The sequence below is a fragment of the Mycobacterium sp. E3198 genome, from assembly GCF_001667015.1.
Lineage (GTDB): Bacteria > Actinomycetota > Actinomycetes > Mycobacteriales > Mycobacteriaceae > Mycobacterium.
In genome coordinates this window covers 30,113-46,165 of the sequence record NZ_LZIS01000095.1, presented here as the reverse complement: position 1 = coordinate 46,165, position 16,053 = coordinate 30,113, and the positions used below count along the sequence as shown (strand labels likewise).

General features: G+C 68.6%; 19 protein-coding genes. 9 read left to right on the top strand and 10 right to left on the bottom strand.

Features of this window, described 5'->3' with window-relative positions; genetic code table 11:
• Positions 1 to 52 precede the first annotated feature (52 nt).
• A complete protein-coding gene (locus A5673_RS10655; RefSeq protein WP_068231095.1) occupies positions 53 to 298 on the top strand; it encodes a hypothetical protein in 246 nt (81 codons plus the stop codon).
• Positions 299 to 329: 31 nt separating this feature from the next.
• Here the strand turns inward: A5673_RS10655 and A5673_RS10650 are convergent, their stop codons facing one another.
• Together A5673_RS10650 and A5673_RS10645 are read right to left on the bottom strand one after the other, a co-directional pair.
• Positions 330 to 758, bottom strand: a complete 429-nt coding sequence (locus tag A5673_RS10650) for an SRPBCC family protein (protein WP_197518345.1) — start codon at positions 756 to 758, stop codon at positions 330 to 332.
• 78 nt (positions 759 to 836) lie between these two features.
• Entirely contained in the window at positions 837 to 1,394 is a 558-nt protein-coding gene (locus A5673_RS10645) for a hypothetical protein (RefSeq protein ID WP_068231088.1), read from the bottom strand.
• A 234-nt stretch (positions 1,395 to 1,628) separates the two neighbouring features.
• Between A5673_RS10645 and A5673_RS10640 the strand changes: the two genes are divergently transcribed.
• The 3 genes from A5673_RS10640 to A5673_RS10630 all read left to right on the top strand — a co-directional run bounded on the left by A5673_RS10640 (position 1,629) and on the right by A5673_RS10630 (position 4,520).
• On the top strand, positions 1,629 to 3,389 hold the full coding sequence (locus tag A5673_RS10640; RefSeq protein ID WP_068231307.1) for a DUF4407 domain-containing protein: 1,761 nt from the start codon (positions 1,629 to 1,631) through the stop codon (positions 3,387 to 3,389).
• A gap of 147 nt (positions 3,390 to 3,536) precedes the next feature.
• Positions 3,537 to 3,884, top strand: coding sequence for a DUF732 domain-containing protein (locus tag A5673_RS10635; protein WP_068231085.1), 348 nt, complete (start codon positions 3,537 to 3,539; stop codon positions 3,882 to 3,884).
• Between the two features lie 186 nt (positions 3,885 to 4,070).
• A complete protein-coding gene (locus tag A5673_RS10630) occupies positions 4,071 to 4,520 on the top strand; it encodes a hypothetical protein (protein WP_068231082.1) in 450 nt (149 codons plus the stop codon).
• 76 nt (positions 4,521 to 4,596) lie between these two features.
• Here A5673_RS10630 and A5673_RS10625 read toward each other — a convergent pair whose 3' ends face one another.
• Positions 4,597 to 5,406, bottom strand: coding sequence for a DAPG hydrolase family protein (locus tag A5673_RS10625; RefSeq protein WP_068231079.1), 810 nt, complete (start codon positions 5,404 to 5,406; stop codon positions 4,597 to 4,599).
• Positions 5,407 to 6,747 (bottom strand): FAD-binding oxidoreductase, encoded by a 1,341-nt coding sequence (locus A5673_RS10620; protein ID WP_068231305.1) that lies wholly within the window; start codon positions 6,745 to 6,747, stop codon positions 5,407 to 5,409. It lies immediately after the preceding gene.
• Between the two features lie 67 nt (positions 6,748 to 6,814).
• Between A5673_RS10620 and A5673_RS10615 the strand changes: the two genes are divergently transcribed.
• Entirely contained in the window at positions 6,815 to 7,561 is a 747-nt protein-coding gene (locus tag A5673_RS10615; RefSeq protein WP_068231076.1) for an IclR family transcriptional regulator, read from the top strand.
• Between the two features lie 117 nt (positions 7,562 to 7,678).
• Positions 7,679 to 9,037 (top strand): DUF2254 domain-containing protein, encoded by a 1,359-nt coding sequence (locus A5673_RS10610; protein WP_068231073.1) that lies wholly within the window; start codon positions 7,679 to 7,681, stop codon positions 9,035 to 9,037.
• Positions 9,038 to 9,113: 76 nt separating this feature from the next.
• On the opposite strand, the gene A5673_RS10605 is transcribed toward A5673_RS10610, so the two are convergent.
• The 5 genes from A5673_RS10605 to A5673_RS10585 all read right to left on the bottom strand — a co-directional run bounded on the left by A5673_RS10605 (position 9,114) and on the right by A5673_RS10585 (position 12,173).
• A complete protein-coding gene (locus tag A5673_RS10605) occupies positions 9,114 to 9,401 on the bottom strand; it encodes an ANTAR domain-containing protein (RefSeq protein ID WP_068231070.1) in 288 nt (95 codons plus the stop codon).
• Between the two features lie 193 nt (positions 9,402 to 9,594).
• Positions 9,595 to 10,956, bottom strand: a complete 1,362-nt coding sequence (locus A5673_RS10600) for a wax ester/triacylglycerol synthase domain-containing protein (RefSeq protein ID WP_068231067.1) — start codon at positions 10,954 to 10,956, stop codon at positions 9,595 to 9,597.
• Between the two features lie 110 nt (positions 10,957 to 11,066).
• The gene (locus A5673_RS10595) at positions 11,067 to 11,435 is read right to left on the bottom strand and encodes a carboxymuconolactone decarboxylase family protein (protein ID WP_068231064.1); all 369 of its coding nucleotides are present in this window, start codon (positions 11,433 to 11,435) and stop codon (positions 11,067 to 11,069) included.
• Between the two features lie 16 nt (positions 11,436 to 11,451).
• Entirely contained in the window at positions 11,452 to 11,862 is a 411-nt protein-coding gene (locus tag A5673_RS10590; protein WP_068231302.1) for a DUF302 domain-containing protein, read from the bottom strand.
• Between the two features lie 41 nt (positions 11,863 to 11,903).
• A complete protein-coding gene (locus A5673_RS10585; RefSeq protein WP_067881621.1) occupies positions 11,904 to 12,173 on the bottom strand; it encodes a metal-sensitive transcriptional regulator in 270 nt (89 codons plus the stop codon).
• Positions 12,174 to 12,298: 125 nt separating this feature from the next.
• Between A5673_RS10585 and A5673_RS10580 the strand changes: the two genes are divergently transcribed.
• Positions 12,299 to 12,673, top strand: coding sequence for a co-chaperone YbbN (locus tag A5673_RS10580; protein WP_068231061.1), 375 nt, complete (start codon positions 12,299 to 12,301; stop codon positions 12,671 to 12,673).
• A gap of 11 nt (positions 12,674 to 12,684) precedes the next feature.
• On the opposite strand, the gene A5673_RS10575 is transcribed toward A5673_RS10580, so the two are convergent.
• Complete coding sequence (locus A5673_RS10575; RefSeq protein ID WP_068231058.1) at positions 12,685 to 13,905, bottom strand: CaiB/BaiF CoA-transferase family protein; 1,221 nt, start codon at positions 13,903 to 13,905, stop codon at positions 12,685 to 12,687.
• Between the two features lie 235 nt (positions 13,906 to 14,140).
• Here A5673_RS10575 and A5673_RS10570 point away from each other — a divergent pair, with 235 nt between their 5' ends.
• Both A5673_RS10570 and A5673_RS10565 read left to right on the top strand, forming a co-directional pair.
• Positions 14,141 to 15,004, top strand: a complete 864-nt coding sequence (locus A5673_RS10570) for a mycofactocin-coupled SDR family oxidoreductase (protein WP_068231055.1) — start codon at positions 14,141 to 14,143, stop codon at positions 15,002 to 15,004.
• Positions 15,005 to 15,072: 68 nt separating this feature from the next.
• A complete protein-coding gene (locus tag A5673_RS10565) occupies positions 15,073 to 16,041 on the top strand; it encodes a thiamine pyrophosphate-dependent dehydrogenase E1 component subunit alpha (RefSeq protein WP_068231299.1) in 969 nt (322 codons plus the stop codon).
• The last annotated feature ends 12 nt before the right edge of the window (positions 16,042 to 16,053 follow it).

The window sequence follows — 16,053 nt, the reverse complement described above, 5'->3', positions numbered from 1 at the left end:
TTCGGGTAGCCGCAACCAAGCGGTGAAACGAGACGACACCTGGGGGACGGCCATGAACCACATCACGCGCACGCGCCGGGATGCCGAGCGCTCGCCGGGCCTTGTCAGCATGGGAATCGCCGCGCTGGCGCTCGTGGTCTGCGTGATCAATTTCGTCCTCGGCGACGCGGGCGCGGGCGTCGTCGCCGCGAGCGTCGGCTTGTTGGCCTTCGGCGCCGGCCTGGCCTGGCTTGTCATGGACGGCAGGCGGTTTCGCGACGCCCAGCGCGGCCGCGGGACGCGCCGCCCGGCACCGTAACTCGTCGACTACTCGTCGACCACCGCGGGGACTACTGCAGGGATGCCAGGTTGCTGACCGATTTGCGGATGTCGGATCGCAACACCCTGGCGACCAGCCCCCCGACCGGCCCGCTGAGCACTCCGCCGTTCAGGTCCGCGGTGAGGTGGAACTTCGATCCGGGGTGGTCGTCGGAGATGGTCACCCCGACCGTAATCCGGATCCCGCCCCGGCCGCCGCCTTGCAGCTCAATCGATTCCGGTGCGTCGTAACAGGTGACTTCCCAGTGGATGACGTTGCGGAAGCCCTTGACCTTGATGCACGAGGAAACGCAGGTGCCCTTCTCGATGGTCGAGGGAACCGGCCCGCGCCAGCCGCCGAAGATGGTCAGCCACTCGTCGAATCGGCGCAGGTCGGACGCCAGCTTCCAGGCGGTTTCGGGTGCCACCTCGGACGACATCGAAACATCTACTCGTGCCAACTCTTCTCGCTCCTCGTGAGACGTTTGGTCTTGGACCGCATACCCGCCTGAAACGAAGAGGTAAACGCGATCGGGCCGTTAGGGCCAGGCCTCCTGCAACTGGTGGGCCACGTCGATCACTTGCGCGGCCTGCGACTGCGGTGAGTCGATCTCCTCGGCGACGTACGCGGCGACGAAGCGGCGGATCTCGCCGTCGACGCCGGCCAGGATGCGCAGCACCTCGCCGCGGAAGGACTTCGACGACACATTCACCGTGATATCGGATGGCCGCGGCTTGGCGACGTCGACGATCAGGAGCAGCGGCTCGGCGGCGCGCGCGGTGGCGCGCAACGCGATGTCACCGGAGACCACGAACCGCTGTTTGTCGAGCCGCAGGTCCAGCAGCAGATCGATGGACAGCGGGATGTGGATGACGAACGTGATGTCGTCGCCCAGGCGCCGGGTCACCTTCGGGTCCTGAATCTTGACGTTGGCGCTGACCTTGGCGATACCGCCGGGGCCCTGAGCGATCGGCTCCATGGCGAACTCGTTGCCCGCGATGTCGGCGAAGGCGGCGGCGACACGCTCGGGGGTGACGGCGACCTCGAAGAACCTGCGTCCGAACTCTTCGTAGGTGACATACTCGCGATTTTGCATAGGCTTATACCGTCTCACGTCCCCTGCCGGAACGGTCGCTGATCTGCCCGCGTCGCAGCAATTTCGCGGCGGAGGCGGCCGGGCCTCGGCGTTGAGCGGACACGACGGGTATCACGAGGATGTGACCCGCTTCCCCGCTGTCCTCTGTGAAGAGCACCACAGGCGTGGCGCTTCGATTCGGTGTGTCGGCCGGCGGCCTGGGAGGCTTGACCTACTGGGAGGTGTTTGGAGCTGATGTGCGCCCAAAAAATTGCTGAGCCTCGCTCGTTCGCAGGGCGGATCGAGGGGCCACTCGCCTGGCTCGGCGGCGGGCACTGGGCGGAGCTCGGTGAGCGCCACGAGCGGTCCACCCACGCGGTGGCCGGCGCGGTGGTGCTGTTGGGGGCCCTGCTGGCGTGGCTGGTCGCGGGCGTGGCGGTGAGTGAGGCCGCACGGTGGCCGACGCTCGCCGTCGTGCCGCTCACGCTGGCCTTCGGCCTGCTGGTGGGCGCGGTGGCTCGCGGCACGGCCGGCGGGACCGAGGGGCGCCGGCCCGCCGTCGCCGGGCGCGCGGCGGTCGCCGTGGCGATCGGCGTCGTCGCCGGCGAGTTCGCCGCGCTGGTCGTCTTCGCCGGGTCGATCGACCACCGCCTCGCCGAACGCGCCATGCGCGGCGCCGACGCGTCGCCGGCCGTCGTGCAGGCGGCGGCGGACCTCCAACAGGCCACGCAGGCCCGCAGCGGGCTCGACCGGGCCGTCGAGGCGGCTCGCGACCACCAGGATCAGGCCCTGATCGTGGCGCGCTGCGAGTACCACCCCACCCCGGCCTGCCCGCAGACCCGGATCACCGGCGTTGCGGGCTCCGGGCCCGAAACGCGAACGGCGAACGAGCTGCTGGCCGACGCGCAGCGCGAGCTGGACACCGCGCTGGTGGCCCGCGATCGCCGGGCGCCCGAATTGGACGCCGGCATCTCCCGCGACCAGCAGACGCTGGCCCGCGCGCGGCAGAACGCGGTCGCGGACGCGGGCCGGGGTCTCGGTGCGCGCTGGGTGGCGATGAACGAGCTGACGCTGGCCAGCCCCGGGGCACTGGCGCTGCGGGTGGCGACGATCGCCTTCTTCGCGCTGCTCTGCGTGCTGCCCCTGATCCTGCGGCGGTGGCGGGGTGAAACGACCCACGATCGCCACGCGACGGCCCGGGCGGAGCAGGAACGCGCCGAACTGGAGGCGGACACCGCGATCGCGATCAAGCGCGCGCAGGTTCGCCGGGAGGCCGAGATCATGTGGGCCGAGCACCGACTGACGCAGGCGCGGCTCGCCATCGAAGCCCAGACCGAGATCGATCGCGAAAGCCAGCGCCGGCGGGTGATCGAGGCCCTCGACGCCCCGGTGCGCGCGTCGTCGCAGCGCGCGTTCGAGCCGGCCGATGACGATATCTACCTGCCGATCGCCGCGGAAGCCGAGGCGGCCAGCCGGGCGATCGCCGCGCCGCAACCCGTCGAGGCGGCCCCGGAAAACCTGCCGGCACCCGTCGAGACGGGCGGCGAGGTCGAACCCCGGCATCAGGAGGGCGCGACGCCCTTCATCCCGTCCATTCCCGACGCCACCAAGGCCGCGGCCCGCTGGATTCGCCCGTTGGTGCCGCCGTTCGTCGCGCGGGTCATCGACAACACGACCGCGCCCCTGCGCACCGCGCGCCACGTGTTCGAAGAGGTCGAGGAGATCCGGTTTTCGCTCAAGCGCACCCACAAGGTGACCTTCGATGCGGAAAGCACCGATCACGGCGGACAGCCGCCGCACCGAGCGCAGACCCCGCATGCGGAGCGGATCTCCTCGTCGCGCCGGCGCGGCCCGGCGAGTCACGACCGGCACTCGTCGATGCGGCCGGTGGCCGCACGGGAGGCGACGACGCTGGGGCCGGCCGAGCGTGACCACGCGAGCGAGCTGACCGGGCGCGACGGCCCGCGCGAATTGCGGGGTCCCGACGGCCCCCGGCAGCTGCCGCCCGGGAAGTGATCGGTGCTGCCCGCCCGGGAAGTGATCGGTGCTGCCGGACTGGTCGTTCGGATCACCGGGATTTCATGGGTTGGTCGGCCGCCGTTAAAGCTCCGTTCGGCCACAGCGGATGCACGCCGATCGGCGCTTTGGAACAATCACGGAACTATGAGACTCGTGCTGTTGATGGCAAGCGCCGCCGTGGTAATCGGCACGGCTGCCCCGGCCTACGCCGACCCCACCGCCAACGATCAAGCCTTCCTGACCGCCCTTTCGCAAGCCGGGCTGACGTACCTGAGCGCCGACCGCGCGATCACCGCCGGCAAGCAAGTGTGCAAGTCGGCCGACGACGGGATGACGGGCGAGGAAATCGTCAAAGCCCTGCAGGACAAGAATCCTGGGTTCCAGGGCCCCGGGGCCGCCAAGTTCGCGGCGATCGCGGCGTCGGCGTACTGCCCCGAAAAACTCTCCCAAACCGAGGACGGCACTCCCCCGCCGAAGCCCAGCGGCGCATAGCGCAAGACCCACCCTGCGCCCAGCGGCCGTAGCGGGTGCGGGGCCGGCCGCCGCTGATCCACGCGAAGGTATGATCCTCCCGACAAGATCGGGGGACGGATCGCGTGGATGTCGTGAGGCGGCGGCAATGGCAGGGCAGGGTCTTGCGGTGAGCACCGCGAGAGCGATCATGGCTCCGGCCGGCGCATGAAGATCACCCTGTTCCTCGCGGACGCGGCGCAGGCCGACGCCCAATCGGGGAAGGTCCACGCCCTTGGGCTGGGCTGGCGGCAATGCCAAACACCCACGCCCCCTTTCGCTTTGGTGCTGTTCCTGGACATCGACTGGGACGAGACCAACAAGCCGCACAAGCTGAGCTGCCAGCTGTTGACCACCGACGGCGACCCGGTCGTGGTGATGGGAGCGCAGGGGCCGCAGCGGATCTCGTTTGAGGCGTCCGCGGAGGCCGGGCGGCCGCCGGGGGCGATCCACGGCACCTCGGTTCGCATGCCGCTCACGCTCAACATCCCGGCGGGAATACCGCTGGAGCCCGGGATTTACGAGTGGCGGGTGGAGGTCGAGGGTTTCGAGCAGGCGACCGCGGTCGAAGCGTTCGTGGTCATCGGCGCCCCGCACCCGCCGACGGCACCCGCTTAGCCGCGAGCGTGCGGGCTACCGACTCGGCCACCCGAGAAATGCGTCGCCCGTTGCACTTTCGCGGTCCTGGCCTGATCTACTCGTCGCCGAAGTGTTCGTAGAGTACGGGCAGGAAGCTCGCCAGGTGGTTCATCTCCTGGGCGCAATGCACCAGCAGGTTGCGGCCGCTGGCCACCGGGTCGCCCAGGATCCGCGACGCGATGGGCCGCACCGCCTTGGACGCGACGCCCGGGGCCTTGCGCACGGCGATGTGCGGCCCGCCCATCCAGAATCGTGACCGCATCTCGGCGCCGTTGGCCGTCGACCTGATGTGGTGGATGAACCATCCCACGTCCACCGGCGCGTCGCTGGAGCCCAACCGCGCGCAAATCGCCACCGCGCCGTCGCCGTCGGGCGGACAGCCCATTTCGGCCGGATCGACGAATTGTATGGCGCCGTTCAGCATCGTGGAGCCGATGTACTCGCTGATGATCGACCAGCGGCCGATGTAGCGCTGGGAGCCCTGACGGCCGGCATCATCGCCGTCTTTCCACGCGGCGGAGAGATGCGCGCGCGGATGCCACAGCTTGTAGCGGCGGGTGTCGCAGCCGTGCCAGCCGAACCACCAGGACCACATCGCCGGGGTCACCCCGGGCATGTCGGTGCGCACCGATACCTGATAGCTGCCGTCTTCGAGAACGCCGTAGCCGTTCTCGGTCTGCTGGTAGCCCTGCTCGGCGACGGCGGCGGCGTCGTCGAACGCCGGCAGCGCCATCGACCCTTGCGGACCATGCTGGAGCGCCTCGACGACATGCGTTGGCAGCGGCGCCATCTCGGGCTTGAAGAACTTGCCAAATGGCGTATTCGCGTCGTCGCCGCGGTAGCCGAGGTAAAGGTCGCCGGTCATCTACAGTCGTCCCATCCAGCTGTTGAAGAGGCCGTCGGGGTCATACGTGGCGCGCGCCTTGTCGAGCCGCGCCATGGCCTCGTCGGTGGCGAACCTGGCGGGGCGCTGGCCGAGGTTCTCGTCGGCGAGCTGGATCCCGGTGGCCAGGTGCGACATCGCGGCCATGTTGGACCCCGACCAGTCCGCGTACTTGTCGTCGTCGGCGGCGTCCTTCCAGGAGCCGTAGAGGGCCAGGTAGATCTCGTCTTCGATGCTGTAGGCCATGTCTTGGCGCTCCGGCGACGGCCCCCAGTTCAGCCACAGGAAGTGGGATGGCGCCGGTGGCATCGTGTCGAGGATCTTACGGATTCCCGGCAGCAGCTCGTCCGCCGACGCCGAGGTCCACATGTTGTCCGCCGTGTAGCGGTAATCGTCCAAATAGTGGGTCATCACCGCGGTGTACCACGTGGGCAAATCGCTTGGCATGTAAGGAACTTTCAGCACGGCTCGATCGACGACCGGGCAGGTTTCGAAGATCGCGAGGGCCTGCTGGGCTTCCTCTTCGGAGTCGGCGAACGCCGGCGACGCGAACGCGATGCCGGGGCTGTCGATGCCCATCTCCGCCAGACTCCGGGTCGCGATGGCCTGCAGCTCGACGCGACGGTCGACCTCGGCGCTGATGCTGCGGGCCCAGCTGTAAACCTCGTCTGCGACGTCCCACGGGTAGACGTAGACGCTGGTGCCGCAGGCCGCCGGGCGCGGGTACAGCTTCAGGTAGTACGACGTGACCACGCCGAAGAAGCCCGGGCCGGCCCCGCGGGCGGCGAAGTACAGGTCGGGGTGGTTCTCCGCGTCGCAGTGAACCTGTTCGCCGTCGGCGGTGATGACGTCGAGGCCGACGACGCTCTCGCAGGCCGGCCCGTAGATGCGGCTGTTCCATCCGTACCCGCCCTGCAGCAGGTAACCGCCCAGACAGACGCCCTTGCAGTGGCCGCCCGGGAAGAACAGGTTCTGCGCCTCCAGCTCGGCCATCAGCAGGCTGCCGCCCTTGCCGGGCCCCGCGACCGCGGTCTTCTTCTCGGCGTCGATCGTCGCGTGGTCCAGGCGGCTGACGTCGAGCAGCACCGCGCCGTCGCGCAGATGGCTGGCCGCGAAGCTGTGCCCGCCCGACACGACGTTGACCTTGTGCCCGTTGGCCTTGGCATAGCGCAGGCCCGCGACGATGTCCGCGGCGTCGACGGCCTGCACGATCAGCTCCGGGTAGCGGTTGGGCACCTTTTGGTGCCACACGGTTTTCTGGCGGGCGGACTCGTATCCGTCCGCGCCGCGGAAAAAATGTCGTCCGGCCGGCAGCGCACCCATCTGGAGCTCCTTCGGATCCACATAGCGGTACTTGGTAGACCGCAATGCGGAACACTATAGTGTCATCGTGCCGTCCACGGAAGGAAATTCGCCAAGTGGTCGCGACGAAGGCATCCAGGTGTTACGTCGCGCCGTAGCGGCGCTCGACGAGATCGCCGCCGAGCCCGGACGGCTCCGGCTGGTCGACCTCGGCGAGCGGCTCGGGCTGGCCAAGTCGACGGCTCGCCGCCTGCTGGTCGGCCTGGCGGAGGTCGGGCTGGCCAGCGTCGACGCGCAGGGCCGCATTTCCCTCGGCGAGCGCCTGCTGGGGTTTGGCAGCGCCGACGGGGCGCAGATCGCCGCGACCTTCCGCCCGACGATCGAACGGGTGGCGCACGCAACCGGCGGCGAGACCGTCGACCTGTCGATCATGCGGGGGCAGCGGATGTGGTTCATCGACCAGATCGAATCGTCGCACCGCCTGCGCGCCGTCTCGGCGGTCGGCGTCAAGTTCCCCTTGCCGTCGACAGCCAACGGCAAAGCCGCCCTGGCGGCGCTCGCCGATGCGGACGCCGGGGCAATGATCGCGCGGTTGGGTCCCGGCGTCGCCGCCGGGCTGCGCGAGGAAATCGCCGAGATCAAGCGCACGGGACTCGCTTTCGACCGCGGCGAACACACCGCGGGGATCTCGGCGGCGGCCGTCGCGCGACGAGCCGTGGGCGGCGCGGTGGTCGCGATCTCGGTCCCGGCGCCCACCGAGCGTTTCCTCGACAAGGAGCAGCGCATCGTCGCGGCACTGCGCGCCGCGCTTGACGCACCGGTCTGGATGCATTGACGACGGTGCAATAACCAAAAATCGGGAACCCCCCTATATCGGCCCGAAACCGGACCGGGACACGGGCGCTCGGGCGCTGCAGGGCCCGAGCGCAAACGATTCAGGACGGGAGGCTTGATGCCGTCGGCCACGTGGCGCAGTCGTGTCAGCGATGCATTGCTCACCCGATTGTGGCCGGTGCCGCTGATCGGCGTTGTCGTGGCGATCGGTGCGGGACTGGGCGTGCCGGCGCTCGACCGGGCAATCGATGACACGCTGCCGGACTTGCGCATCATTTCCGGGAGCACCGTAGACGACGCGCGGGAGTTACTGGGCACCATCACGACCGCCATGATGACGGTCACGTCACTGACCTTCTCGCTGACGGTCGTGACGCTGCAGCTGGCGAGCGGGCAGTACTCCCCACGCCTGCTGCGCACCTTCGCCCGCGATCGCTTCGTGCAAACCACGATGGCGCTGTTCCTGGCCACGTTCGCCTACGCGCTGACAGTCCTGCAGAACGTTCAAAACGGGCCCAGCCAAACGGTCTACACCGTCCCGCACCTCGCGACCGCGGTCGCCGCGCTACTGGCTTTGCTCAGCGTTGTCGGACTGGTGTTCTTCCTCGCGCACCTGGTGGGCGAAATCCGCGTGGAAACCATGATGCACACCGTGTGTGCCGACGCCATCGCGGCCGGGACCGACGTCTTCCAGGCCCGGGATCCCACCGGAGAGCCGGAGGCGGTGCCGCAACCACCACCCGACGCCGCCCTGGTCCGGGCGCGGTCCACCGGTTTTTTGGTCAGCGTCGACGCGGGCCCCTTGGCTTCGGCCGCCGAGCAGGCCGGCGCGGTGGTCTTCATCATCCGCACGCCCGGGGATTGGCTCATCGCAGGCGAACCGCTGGGTTACGTGTGGCTGTCCGACTCGCCTGATCCGCCCGGGGCAAAGGTGTTGGAACGGCTCAACGGGCGCGTTACGGCCTGCGTGCACACCGGAAACGAGCGCACGCCCGTTCAAGACGTGGGTTACGGGCTGCGTCAACTGACCGATGTGGCGGTGAAGGCCCTGTCGCCCGGGGTGAACGACCCAACCACGGCCGTCCACGCGTTGGGTTACAGCTCAGCGCTCCTGTGTTGCCTGGTGCAGCGCCGCCTCAGCTACAAAACGCTGCGGTGCGGCGATGCGACGCGGGTGGTGGTCCGGTTACCGAGCTTCGCGGAGCTGCTCGACATGGCCGTTGCGCAGCCGCGACGATACGGCGCCGACGACCCCACGGTGCTGGCCCGGTTACTCACCTTGCTTCGCGAGGTTGCGTGGCAGACAACGCAACCCGAGCATCGGTCGGCGATCGCCGGCCAGCTCGCGCGGGTACGGCGCACCGCTGCCGGGCAAAACTTCGATGAGGTCGAGCTCGCCGGGCTGGCCGACCTGGGGCGGGACGTGGAAGCCGTGTTGGCGGGTGACTGGCGGCCTTCGGTCAACGGCGGACGCTGAGGGCGGTCCCCGAAAAAGTTGGTGACGGCCGAGTTACCCCTCGAGAGCGCGGCCGCCCCAACGTCTTATCGGGCCGTCAGCAGCCCACCGCGGCGTCCCGAAACAGCGGACCCCACTCGCGGCGAGCCGCGGACTGCGCATCGATGAAGCTGGGTGTCTGCTCGCCGTCACCGGCCAGGTGCACCAGCGCCCAGGCCATCGCGAATACCGGAACCTTGTGACGCATTGCCGCGCTGTGCAATTCATCGAAAGCCGCGTGCGACGGGCAGCGGCGAAGGCCGATGAGAATGCCTCGCGCGGTGTCGAGAATGCGGCCGGAATTCGGGCCATACGTTGTCTGGGCAGGCACCCAGTTCCCCATCATGCTGTCGATACCTCCTGTTGCGCCGGAACGAAATCCCCTACGCGCATAGCGGAAGAGAATCCGTTCTCCTACGCATCGTCGCGCCGGGGTTTCCGAAAAGGCGCCCTGTGCAATGATTTGCGGAGTGAACGAGTTTGTGCCAGACCGCCGCCGGTATCGATATGCGCTTGTGACCCTTTCGGGATCGAGCGATTCAGCCCGCGAGGGCTAAGACCTCGTCGAAACCGGCGACCAGCGCCTCATAGAAGATGTCGTAGTCGGGGATGGCGGCGGTATCGACGTCGATGCCCAGGGCACAGGTGTCGACGTAGGTGAGCAGGGTGACATTGACCGCCGAGCCGATCGTCGGGCCGAACGCGTATTGCGCGCGCACCGGCGCGCCGCCCAAAAAGACCGGCACCGGCACGCCGGGCACGTCGCTGGCGAGGAAATCGACGTGGCGCAGCACGGAACCGATGTACCAGCGTGGCATCAAGTTCAAAGCGCCGGCAATCAGCTGGGTGTAAGGCAGGGACCGTTCGGCGCGCACCGCGCCGGCCCGCCGGTGGATTGCCTGAATGCGTGCCGTCGGCTCGGTCTCGCCCACGGGAACGTCGAACCGCATCAGCGTGATCCGGTTGCCGCCCATGTCATCCGACTCCGTCCGCAGGCTGATCGGCATCGTGAGGTGCAGGTCGCCGATCTCGACGTCGTGCTTTTCGTGGTAGCGGCGCAGGCCGCCGGCGACCCCGGCGACGAACGCATCGTTGAGTGCCCCACCGGAGCGGTGCGCCGCCTCGCGCAGTTGCTGCATCGGCACCTGGTGCACCATCAGACGACGGATCAGGCCGCGCTCGGTGAGCAGCGGGGAACCGGTGCGACTTATCGGCCGAACGGTCCGATAGAACGATGCCGCGGTGGCCGCCGCCGAGCGGGCCGTCGCGACGGGCCGGCGTACGCCGCTGTAGAGCAGCCGCGGGGTCGCTTTGACCGCTGTCGCGACGGCGTTCGCCAGCAGCCCGGCGTCATAGCTCCACGCATCCCGATAACCCGCGAGCGGCGATGACCGGGATGTTTGCGGCTCGGGCGGCAGCGGTTCGCGGCGGCACTCTTCGGAGAGGTTGAACAGGCGCATCGCGATCTGCACGCCGCCGATCCCGTCGGTGAGGGCGTGATGGAACTTGCAAATGACCGCCGCGCCACCGTCTTCCAGGCCATCGATGAGGGTTGTCTCCCAGAGCGGCCGGGCCCTGTCGAAGTCCTGCATCTCGGCCAACCGGGCCAGCTCGAGGACGTCGTCGAGCGTGCCGGCCCCCGGAGCGGCCGCCCGCCGGACGTGGTAGCCGAGGTCGAAGTCCGGGGCGTGTTCCCAGTGCGGAGGGGCCGGCGGCGGCGACGGGACCACCCGCTGCCGAAACATGGGCAATGTGCGGCTGATCAGGTCGAACCGTTCGCGCACTTCGTCCCAGTCGGGCGAGTGCTGCAGCAACACGATGCTGACCACGGTCGATCTCAGCCGTGGATCGCTTTCCATCGCCCAGGTGAAGGCGTCGCTGTTGCGCAAGAATCCGGTCATCGCATGCTCCGCGCACAAACCTACGACGCGGGGCGGCAAAGGTCAGCAGATCCTTGGCAGCCAATGACTTTGGTCCTTCTACATCGGGTCCTTGGTCAGCGGCGCCGCGGCTATGACGACTTGGCGGCCTCGGCGTCGGCGAATTCACAGAACGCCGTGTAGGCGCGCGCGCCGTAGATGGTGGCCGGGCCGCCGTGCATGAGGAAGGTGACGCCGATGGCTTCGGCGGCCTCCTCCCGGGTGGCGCCGGCGCGCGCGGCGCCCTGCGCATGCGAGGCGATGCAACCGTCGCAACCCTCGACGACCCCGATCGCCAGCGCCACGAGCTCCTTGAACTTGCGGCTCAGTGCCCCATCGGTCAGGGCCGCGCCGCTCAGGGCCGCAAAGCCTTGGTAAACCTCGGGGATCTGCTTGCGAAGCGCGCGGTGCTGCGGCAGCAGGTCCTGCAGGACTTCGTGGTGATGCTGGGGATCCGACATTGCCTCGTCCCGCTTCTCAGTGATGAACCGCGGGCTTGAGGGAATCGATGGCGGCCTTCAGCCGGTCCGTGACCTCCTCGGCGACCGGACGCAGTTCGGGCTCGCCGGTGACCTCGACCAGCAGCCCGGGGTTCATGGCCTCGACGAGCACCGTGCCGGCGTGGTCCGGGTCGGCCCGCACGACGACGTTGCAGGGCAGCAGCAGGCCGATCTGGCGCCGCGCGTCCAGGGCCCGGTGCGCCAGCGGTGGGTTGCAGGCGCCGAGGATCAGGTAGTCCTCCATGTCGTGGCCGAGCTTCGCCTTCAGCGTGGCCTTCACGTCGATCTCGGTGAGCACGCCGAAGCCCTGCTCCGCGAGCGCCTCGCGGGTCTTGGCGACCGCGTCCTCGAACGAGGTTTGCAGCGGTGTCGCAATGGCGAGATTCATCATGGCTTCCTTTCGTTTGTTGTCGTCACCGCCCCGGGCGCTCAGGCGAGCGCCAGGAACAGCTTCTCCAGCTCGGCCTCGCTCAGCGGCGTCGCGCCGTCCGCGGTGGTACCCGTGACGCATTCCTTCAACCCGGTCGCGACGATCTTGAACCCGGCGCGGTCCAGCGCACGGGAAACCGCGGCAAGCTGGGTGACGACGTCCTTGCAGTCGCGGCCCTGCTCGATCATCGAGATCACCCCCGCAAGCTGGCCCTGGGCGCGCCGCAGCCGGTTGAGCACCGCGCCGACGCTGTCTTGATCACCAATCACTGGATCCTCCGTCTCGGTTGTCGCTAGGAACAGGGTACCCGCCGGGGTATCAACCGATCTACAGTGGAATATACCCCATAGGGTATCTGTTGTCACGGGCAAGCATGCGAAAGAAAGGAAGCATCATGCCAACCACCGCCCTGACCGGCCAGACATTCGAATCGGGCATCGTCGACAACCCGCTTGTGCTCGTTGATTTTTGGGCCGGGTACTGCCGCCCCTGTCAGGCCTTCGCACCGGTCTATGACCGTTCGGCCCAGGAGCACCCCGACGTCGTGCACGCCAAGGTCGACACCCAGGCCGAACCGGAGCTGGCCGCCGCGCTCGGCATCCGGTCCGTCCCGACCATCATGGCGTTCCGTGACGGCGTCCTGGTCTACAGCCAACCCGGCGCGATGCCCGCCGACGTGCTGGAAGACCTGATCAACCAGGTGAAATCGCTCGACATGAACGCGGTGCGCGCCAAGATCGCCGCCCGCAAGGCGGCGGTGGCCGGCTGATCCGGCGTTGCTCAGAGGATCGCCCGGCGATCCTTCGCGCCGGCGATGTCGTCCCAGTCGACGCCGAGTTCCAGCAGGATTTCCTCGGTGTGCTGCCCGTGCTCCGGGGCGCGGGCGGGCGCCGGCGGGGTTTCGTCGAACTGCACGGGCGCCGCGACGATGCGGTAGCGCTCCCCATGGTCGTCGACGTTGGTCACCACGTATCCGTTGGGCTCGACCTGCGGATCGTTGAGGGTCTCGCGGGGCGTCGCGAGCGCGCCCCACACGCCGGGTTCGTCCGCCAGAACCTGTTGCCAGTGCGCGAGGTCATGGCGGGCAAAGGCGTTCGCCACGAGCTCGGTCGCGGCGGCGGCGTTGGCGATCAGGTTGCTCGACGGCACAAACCGCTCGTCGGTGGCCAACTCGGCTAGGCCCATCCGCGCGCAGAAGCCGGCCCAGAACTTGTCGGGCTGCAGGAAGACCAGCTGAATCCACCTGCCGTCCTTGGTTTTGTACCGGTTCACCAGCGGGTTGATGGCCAGCCCGGGTGGCGCGCCGGGAATGCCGTCGATGTCGAAGAAATCGGCCGCCGAAATCGAGGGAGCGATCGCCCACATCGCCTGCGCCAGCAGCGACGAGTCCACGATCGTCGGTTCGCCGGTCCGTTCGCGGTGGAATAACGCCGCGCACACGCCGCCGGCCAGCGTCGCGCCGCCTTGCAGGTCCCCGAACGCCGGCCCCTGGACCGCCGGCGTGTCGGTGCCGAACGGCGTGAGCGTGTACGCCACCCCGCCGCGCGCCAAGTACGTGGCGGCGTCGAAACCGCCGCGGTCTCGGTCCGGGCCGCGGACGCCGAGCCCGGTGCCGCGGGCGATGATGATCTTCGGGTTGAACCCGCGGACGTCGTCGACGGTCAGCCGCGCCCGCTCGAGCGCTCCCGGCAGCCAATTGGTCAGGAACACATCCGCACTGGCCAACAGGCGGCCGAAAAGGTCGCGGCCCAGCTCGGACTTGATGTCGATGGCGATGCTGCGCTTGCCGCGGTTGCCCAATTCGAGGATGAAATCGGCGTCGGGGCGGGCCGCCTCGCGGGTAAAGCCGCCGACGACCAGCGCGCGGCCAGGGTCCCCGGAGGCGACGCCCTCCACCTTGATCACGTCGGCACCCCAGTCGGAAAGGGCGGCGCCGGCCGAGGGCACATAGGTCCACGACGCCAACTCGACCACTCGGACACCGCTCAGCACGCCGGCCAACCAAACCCCCTCGGTCGTCTTTCTTGCTATTTTAAGTATTCTAGCTACTCTAAGGGATATCGAGAGCCCGGCTGTGGCCACGCGCAGTTTTCGTGGCAGACATGTGATGGAGCCGACCATTGCGTCGCTCCTCCCCCGCGATGCGGTGAGTCCGCGGATTCCCGGCTCTTCGGCACCGAATAGCTTTGGCCCCCAACGCGGGTCGCTGGTGTAGGCGCCGGGTGAAGGGCGGAATATGGGCAGGGTGATGGGCAAGGTGGCCGTGGTCAGCGGGGCCGCGCGTGGCCAGGGCCGTTCCCATGCGCGGCTGCTGGCCGCGGAGGGCGCCGACATCATCGCGGTGGACGTATGCGCGGACATCGAGACGAACGAGTATCCGCTGGCGCGTCCCGAGGATCTCGACGAGACGGCGCGGCTGGTGGAGAAGGAGGGGCAGCGCGCGTTCACGGCGATCGCCGACGTCCGCGATCGGGTGGCACTGGCCGCCGCGATCGATCAGGGTGTCGCCGAGTTCGGCCACCTCGACATCGTGGTGGCCAACGCCGGCATCTGCCCGCTCACCGCGGGCCTCCCGCCGCAGGCGTTCGCCGACGCGGTCGACGTCGACCTGGTCGGCGTGCTCAACCTGGTGCATGCCAGCCTCAAGCATCTGGGGGCCGGCGCGTCGATCATCGTGATCGGCTCGAACGCGGCGTTCATGTCGTCTCTGAACACCACCGGTATCGACGGCGGCCCCGGCGGAGCCGGCTACGCATTCGCGAAACTCGCTGCCGCGCACTACGTCAACGACTTCGCGTTGGCACTGGCCAAGTTCTCGATCCGGATGAACGCGGTGCATCCGACGAATGTCAACACCGACATGCTGCACAGCGCACCGATGTACCGCGCGTTCCGGCCCGACCTGTTGGAGCCCACCCGAGAGGACGCCGAACCGGTCTTCCCGGTGGTTCAGGCGATGCCCATCCCCTACGTCGAACCCGAGGACATCAGCGAGGCCGTGCTGTTCTTGGCGTCGGACGCCGCGCGCTACATCACCGGACAGCAGCTTCGCGTGGACGGCGGCGGCTTCCTCAAAGTCAAACCGTGGTCGGGCGGCTGACGGCCGCCACGAATCGTGTTGGGGTGCACAATGACTGGAGGGTGTTGGTGAGCGACGGTCAGGCCGCAATGGACATCGAACGTCGCCTCTACGAATTGATGATCCTGATGAAGGCCGCCGACGACCGGCTGTCCAAGGGCATCGGCACCGGCGAATTCATGTGCGTGTATTGGCCTTCGCGCGGCCAAGAGGCAATCGCCGCGGCGATGGGCGTGGCGCTGCGGCCCGGCGACCAGTTGGTGACGACCTACCGCGGGCTGCACGATCTGATCGGCAAGGGCGTCCCGCTCGAGGAAATCTACGGCGAGATGATGGGCCGCACCGTCGGCGCGAGCCGGGGCAAGGGCGGCACCATGCACATCGCCAAGCCCGACAAGGGCGTCATGCTCTCGACCGGGATCGTCGGGGCCGGACCCCCGGTGGCCGTCGGGCTGGCGATGTCCGGCAAGCGCAAGGGCCTCGACCGGGTCACGGTGGTCAGCTTCGGCGACGGAGCGACGAACACGGGCTCGTTCCACGAGGCGGCCAACATGGCCGCGCTGTGGGACCTGCCGCTGGTGTTTGTCTGCCAGAACAATCTGTTCGCCGAGATGACGCCGACGTCGGACACGATGAAGCTCGAGCACGTCGCCCAGCGGGCGGCCGGCTACGGGATGCCGGGCGTCCGCGTCGACGGCAACGACCCGCTGGCGGTGAAATCCGCGCTCGACGACGCCCTGCGGCGCGCCCGCGCCGGCCAGGGCCCCACCTTCATCGAGTGCGTGACGTTCCGCTTCCGCGGCCACTACTTCGGTGACCGGATGCCCTACATCCCGAAGGAGCAACTGGCCGCGGCCATGGCGGCCGACCCGGTGCCGCGGTTCCGCGCTCACCTCGCGGAGGCCGGAATCTGCGGCGAGGACGAACTCGACCGCATCGACAACGAGGCGCTGGCCGTAGTCGACGCGGCGCTGGCGACGGTCATGGGCGCGCAGTCACCGGCCGGGGACGAACTCGACCACGACGTGTACGCGACCCCGATCGGGTTTCCGGTATGACGCAGAGCCTTG

Excerpts from the sequence above, each read along its gene's own strand:
- A5673_RS10655 (WP_068231095.1), top strand. The coding sequence starts at position 53 with ATGAACCACATCACGCGCACGCGCCGGGATGCCGAGCGCTCGCCGGGC.
- A5673_RS10645 (WP_068231088.1), bottom strand. The coding sequence starts at position 1,394 with ATGCAAAATCGCGAGTATGTCACCTACGAAGAGTTCGGACGCAGGTTC.
- A5673_RS10640 (WP_068231307.1), top strand. The coding sequence starts at position 1,629 with ATGTGCGCCCAAAAAATTGCTGAGCCTCGCTCGTTCGCAGGGCGGATC.
- A5673_RS10635 (WP_068231085.1), top strand. The coding sequence starts at position 3,537 with ATGAGACTCGTGCTGTTGATGGCAAGCGCCGCCGTGGTAATCGGCACG.
- A5673_RS10630 (WP_068231082.1), top strand. The coding sequence starts at position 4,071 with ATGAAGATCACCCTGTTCCTCGCGGACGCGGCGCAGGCCGACGCCCAA.
- A5673_RS10625 (WP_068231079.1), bottom strand. The coding sequence starts at position 5,406 with ATGACCGGCGACCTTTACCTCGGCTACCGCGGCGACGACGCGAATACG.
- A5673_RS10620 (WP_068231305.1), bottom strand. The coding sequence starts at position 6,747 with ATGGGTGCGCTGCCGGCCGGACGACATTTTTTCCGCGGCGCGGACGGA.
- A5673_RS10610 (WP_068231073.1), top strand. The coding sequence starts at position 7,679 with ATGCCGTCGGCCACGTGGCGCAGTCGTGTCAGCGATGCATTGCTCACC.
- A5673_RS10605 (WP_068231070.1), bottom strand. The coding sequence starts at position 9,401 with ATGATGGGGAACTGGGTGCCTGCCCAGACAACGTATGGCCCGAATTCC.
- A5673_RS10600 (WP_068231067.1), bottom strand. The coding sequence starts at position 10,956 with ATGACCGGATTCTTGCGCAACAGCGACGCCTTCACCTGGGCGATGGAA.
- A5673_RS10595 (WP_068231064.1), bottom strand. The coding sequence starts at position 11,435 with ATGTCGGATCCCCAGCATCACCACGAAGTCCTGCAGGACCTGCTGCCG.
- A5673_RS10590 (WP_068231302.1), bottom strand. The coding sequence starts at position 11,862 with ATGAATCTCGCCATTGCGACACCGCTGCAAACCTCGTTCGAGGACGCG.
- A5673_RS10580 (WP_068231061.1), top strand. The coding sequence starts at position 12,299 with ATGCCAACCACCGCCCTGACCGGCCAGACATTCGAATCGGGCATCGTC.
- A5673_RS10570 (WP_068231055.1), top strand. The coding sequence starts at position 14,141 with ATGGGCAGGGTGATGGGCAAGGTGGCCGTGGTCAGCGGGGCCGCGCGT.
- A5673_RS10565 (WP_068231299.1), top strand. The coding sequence starts at position 15,073 with ATGGACATCGAACGTCGCCTCTACGAATTGATGATCCTGATGAAGGCC.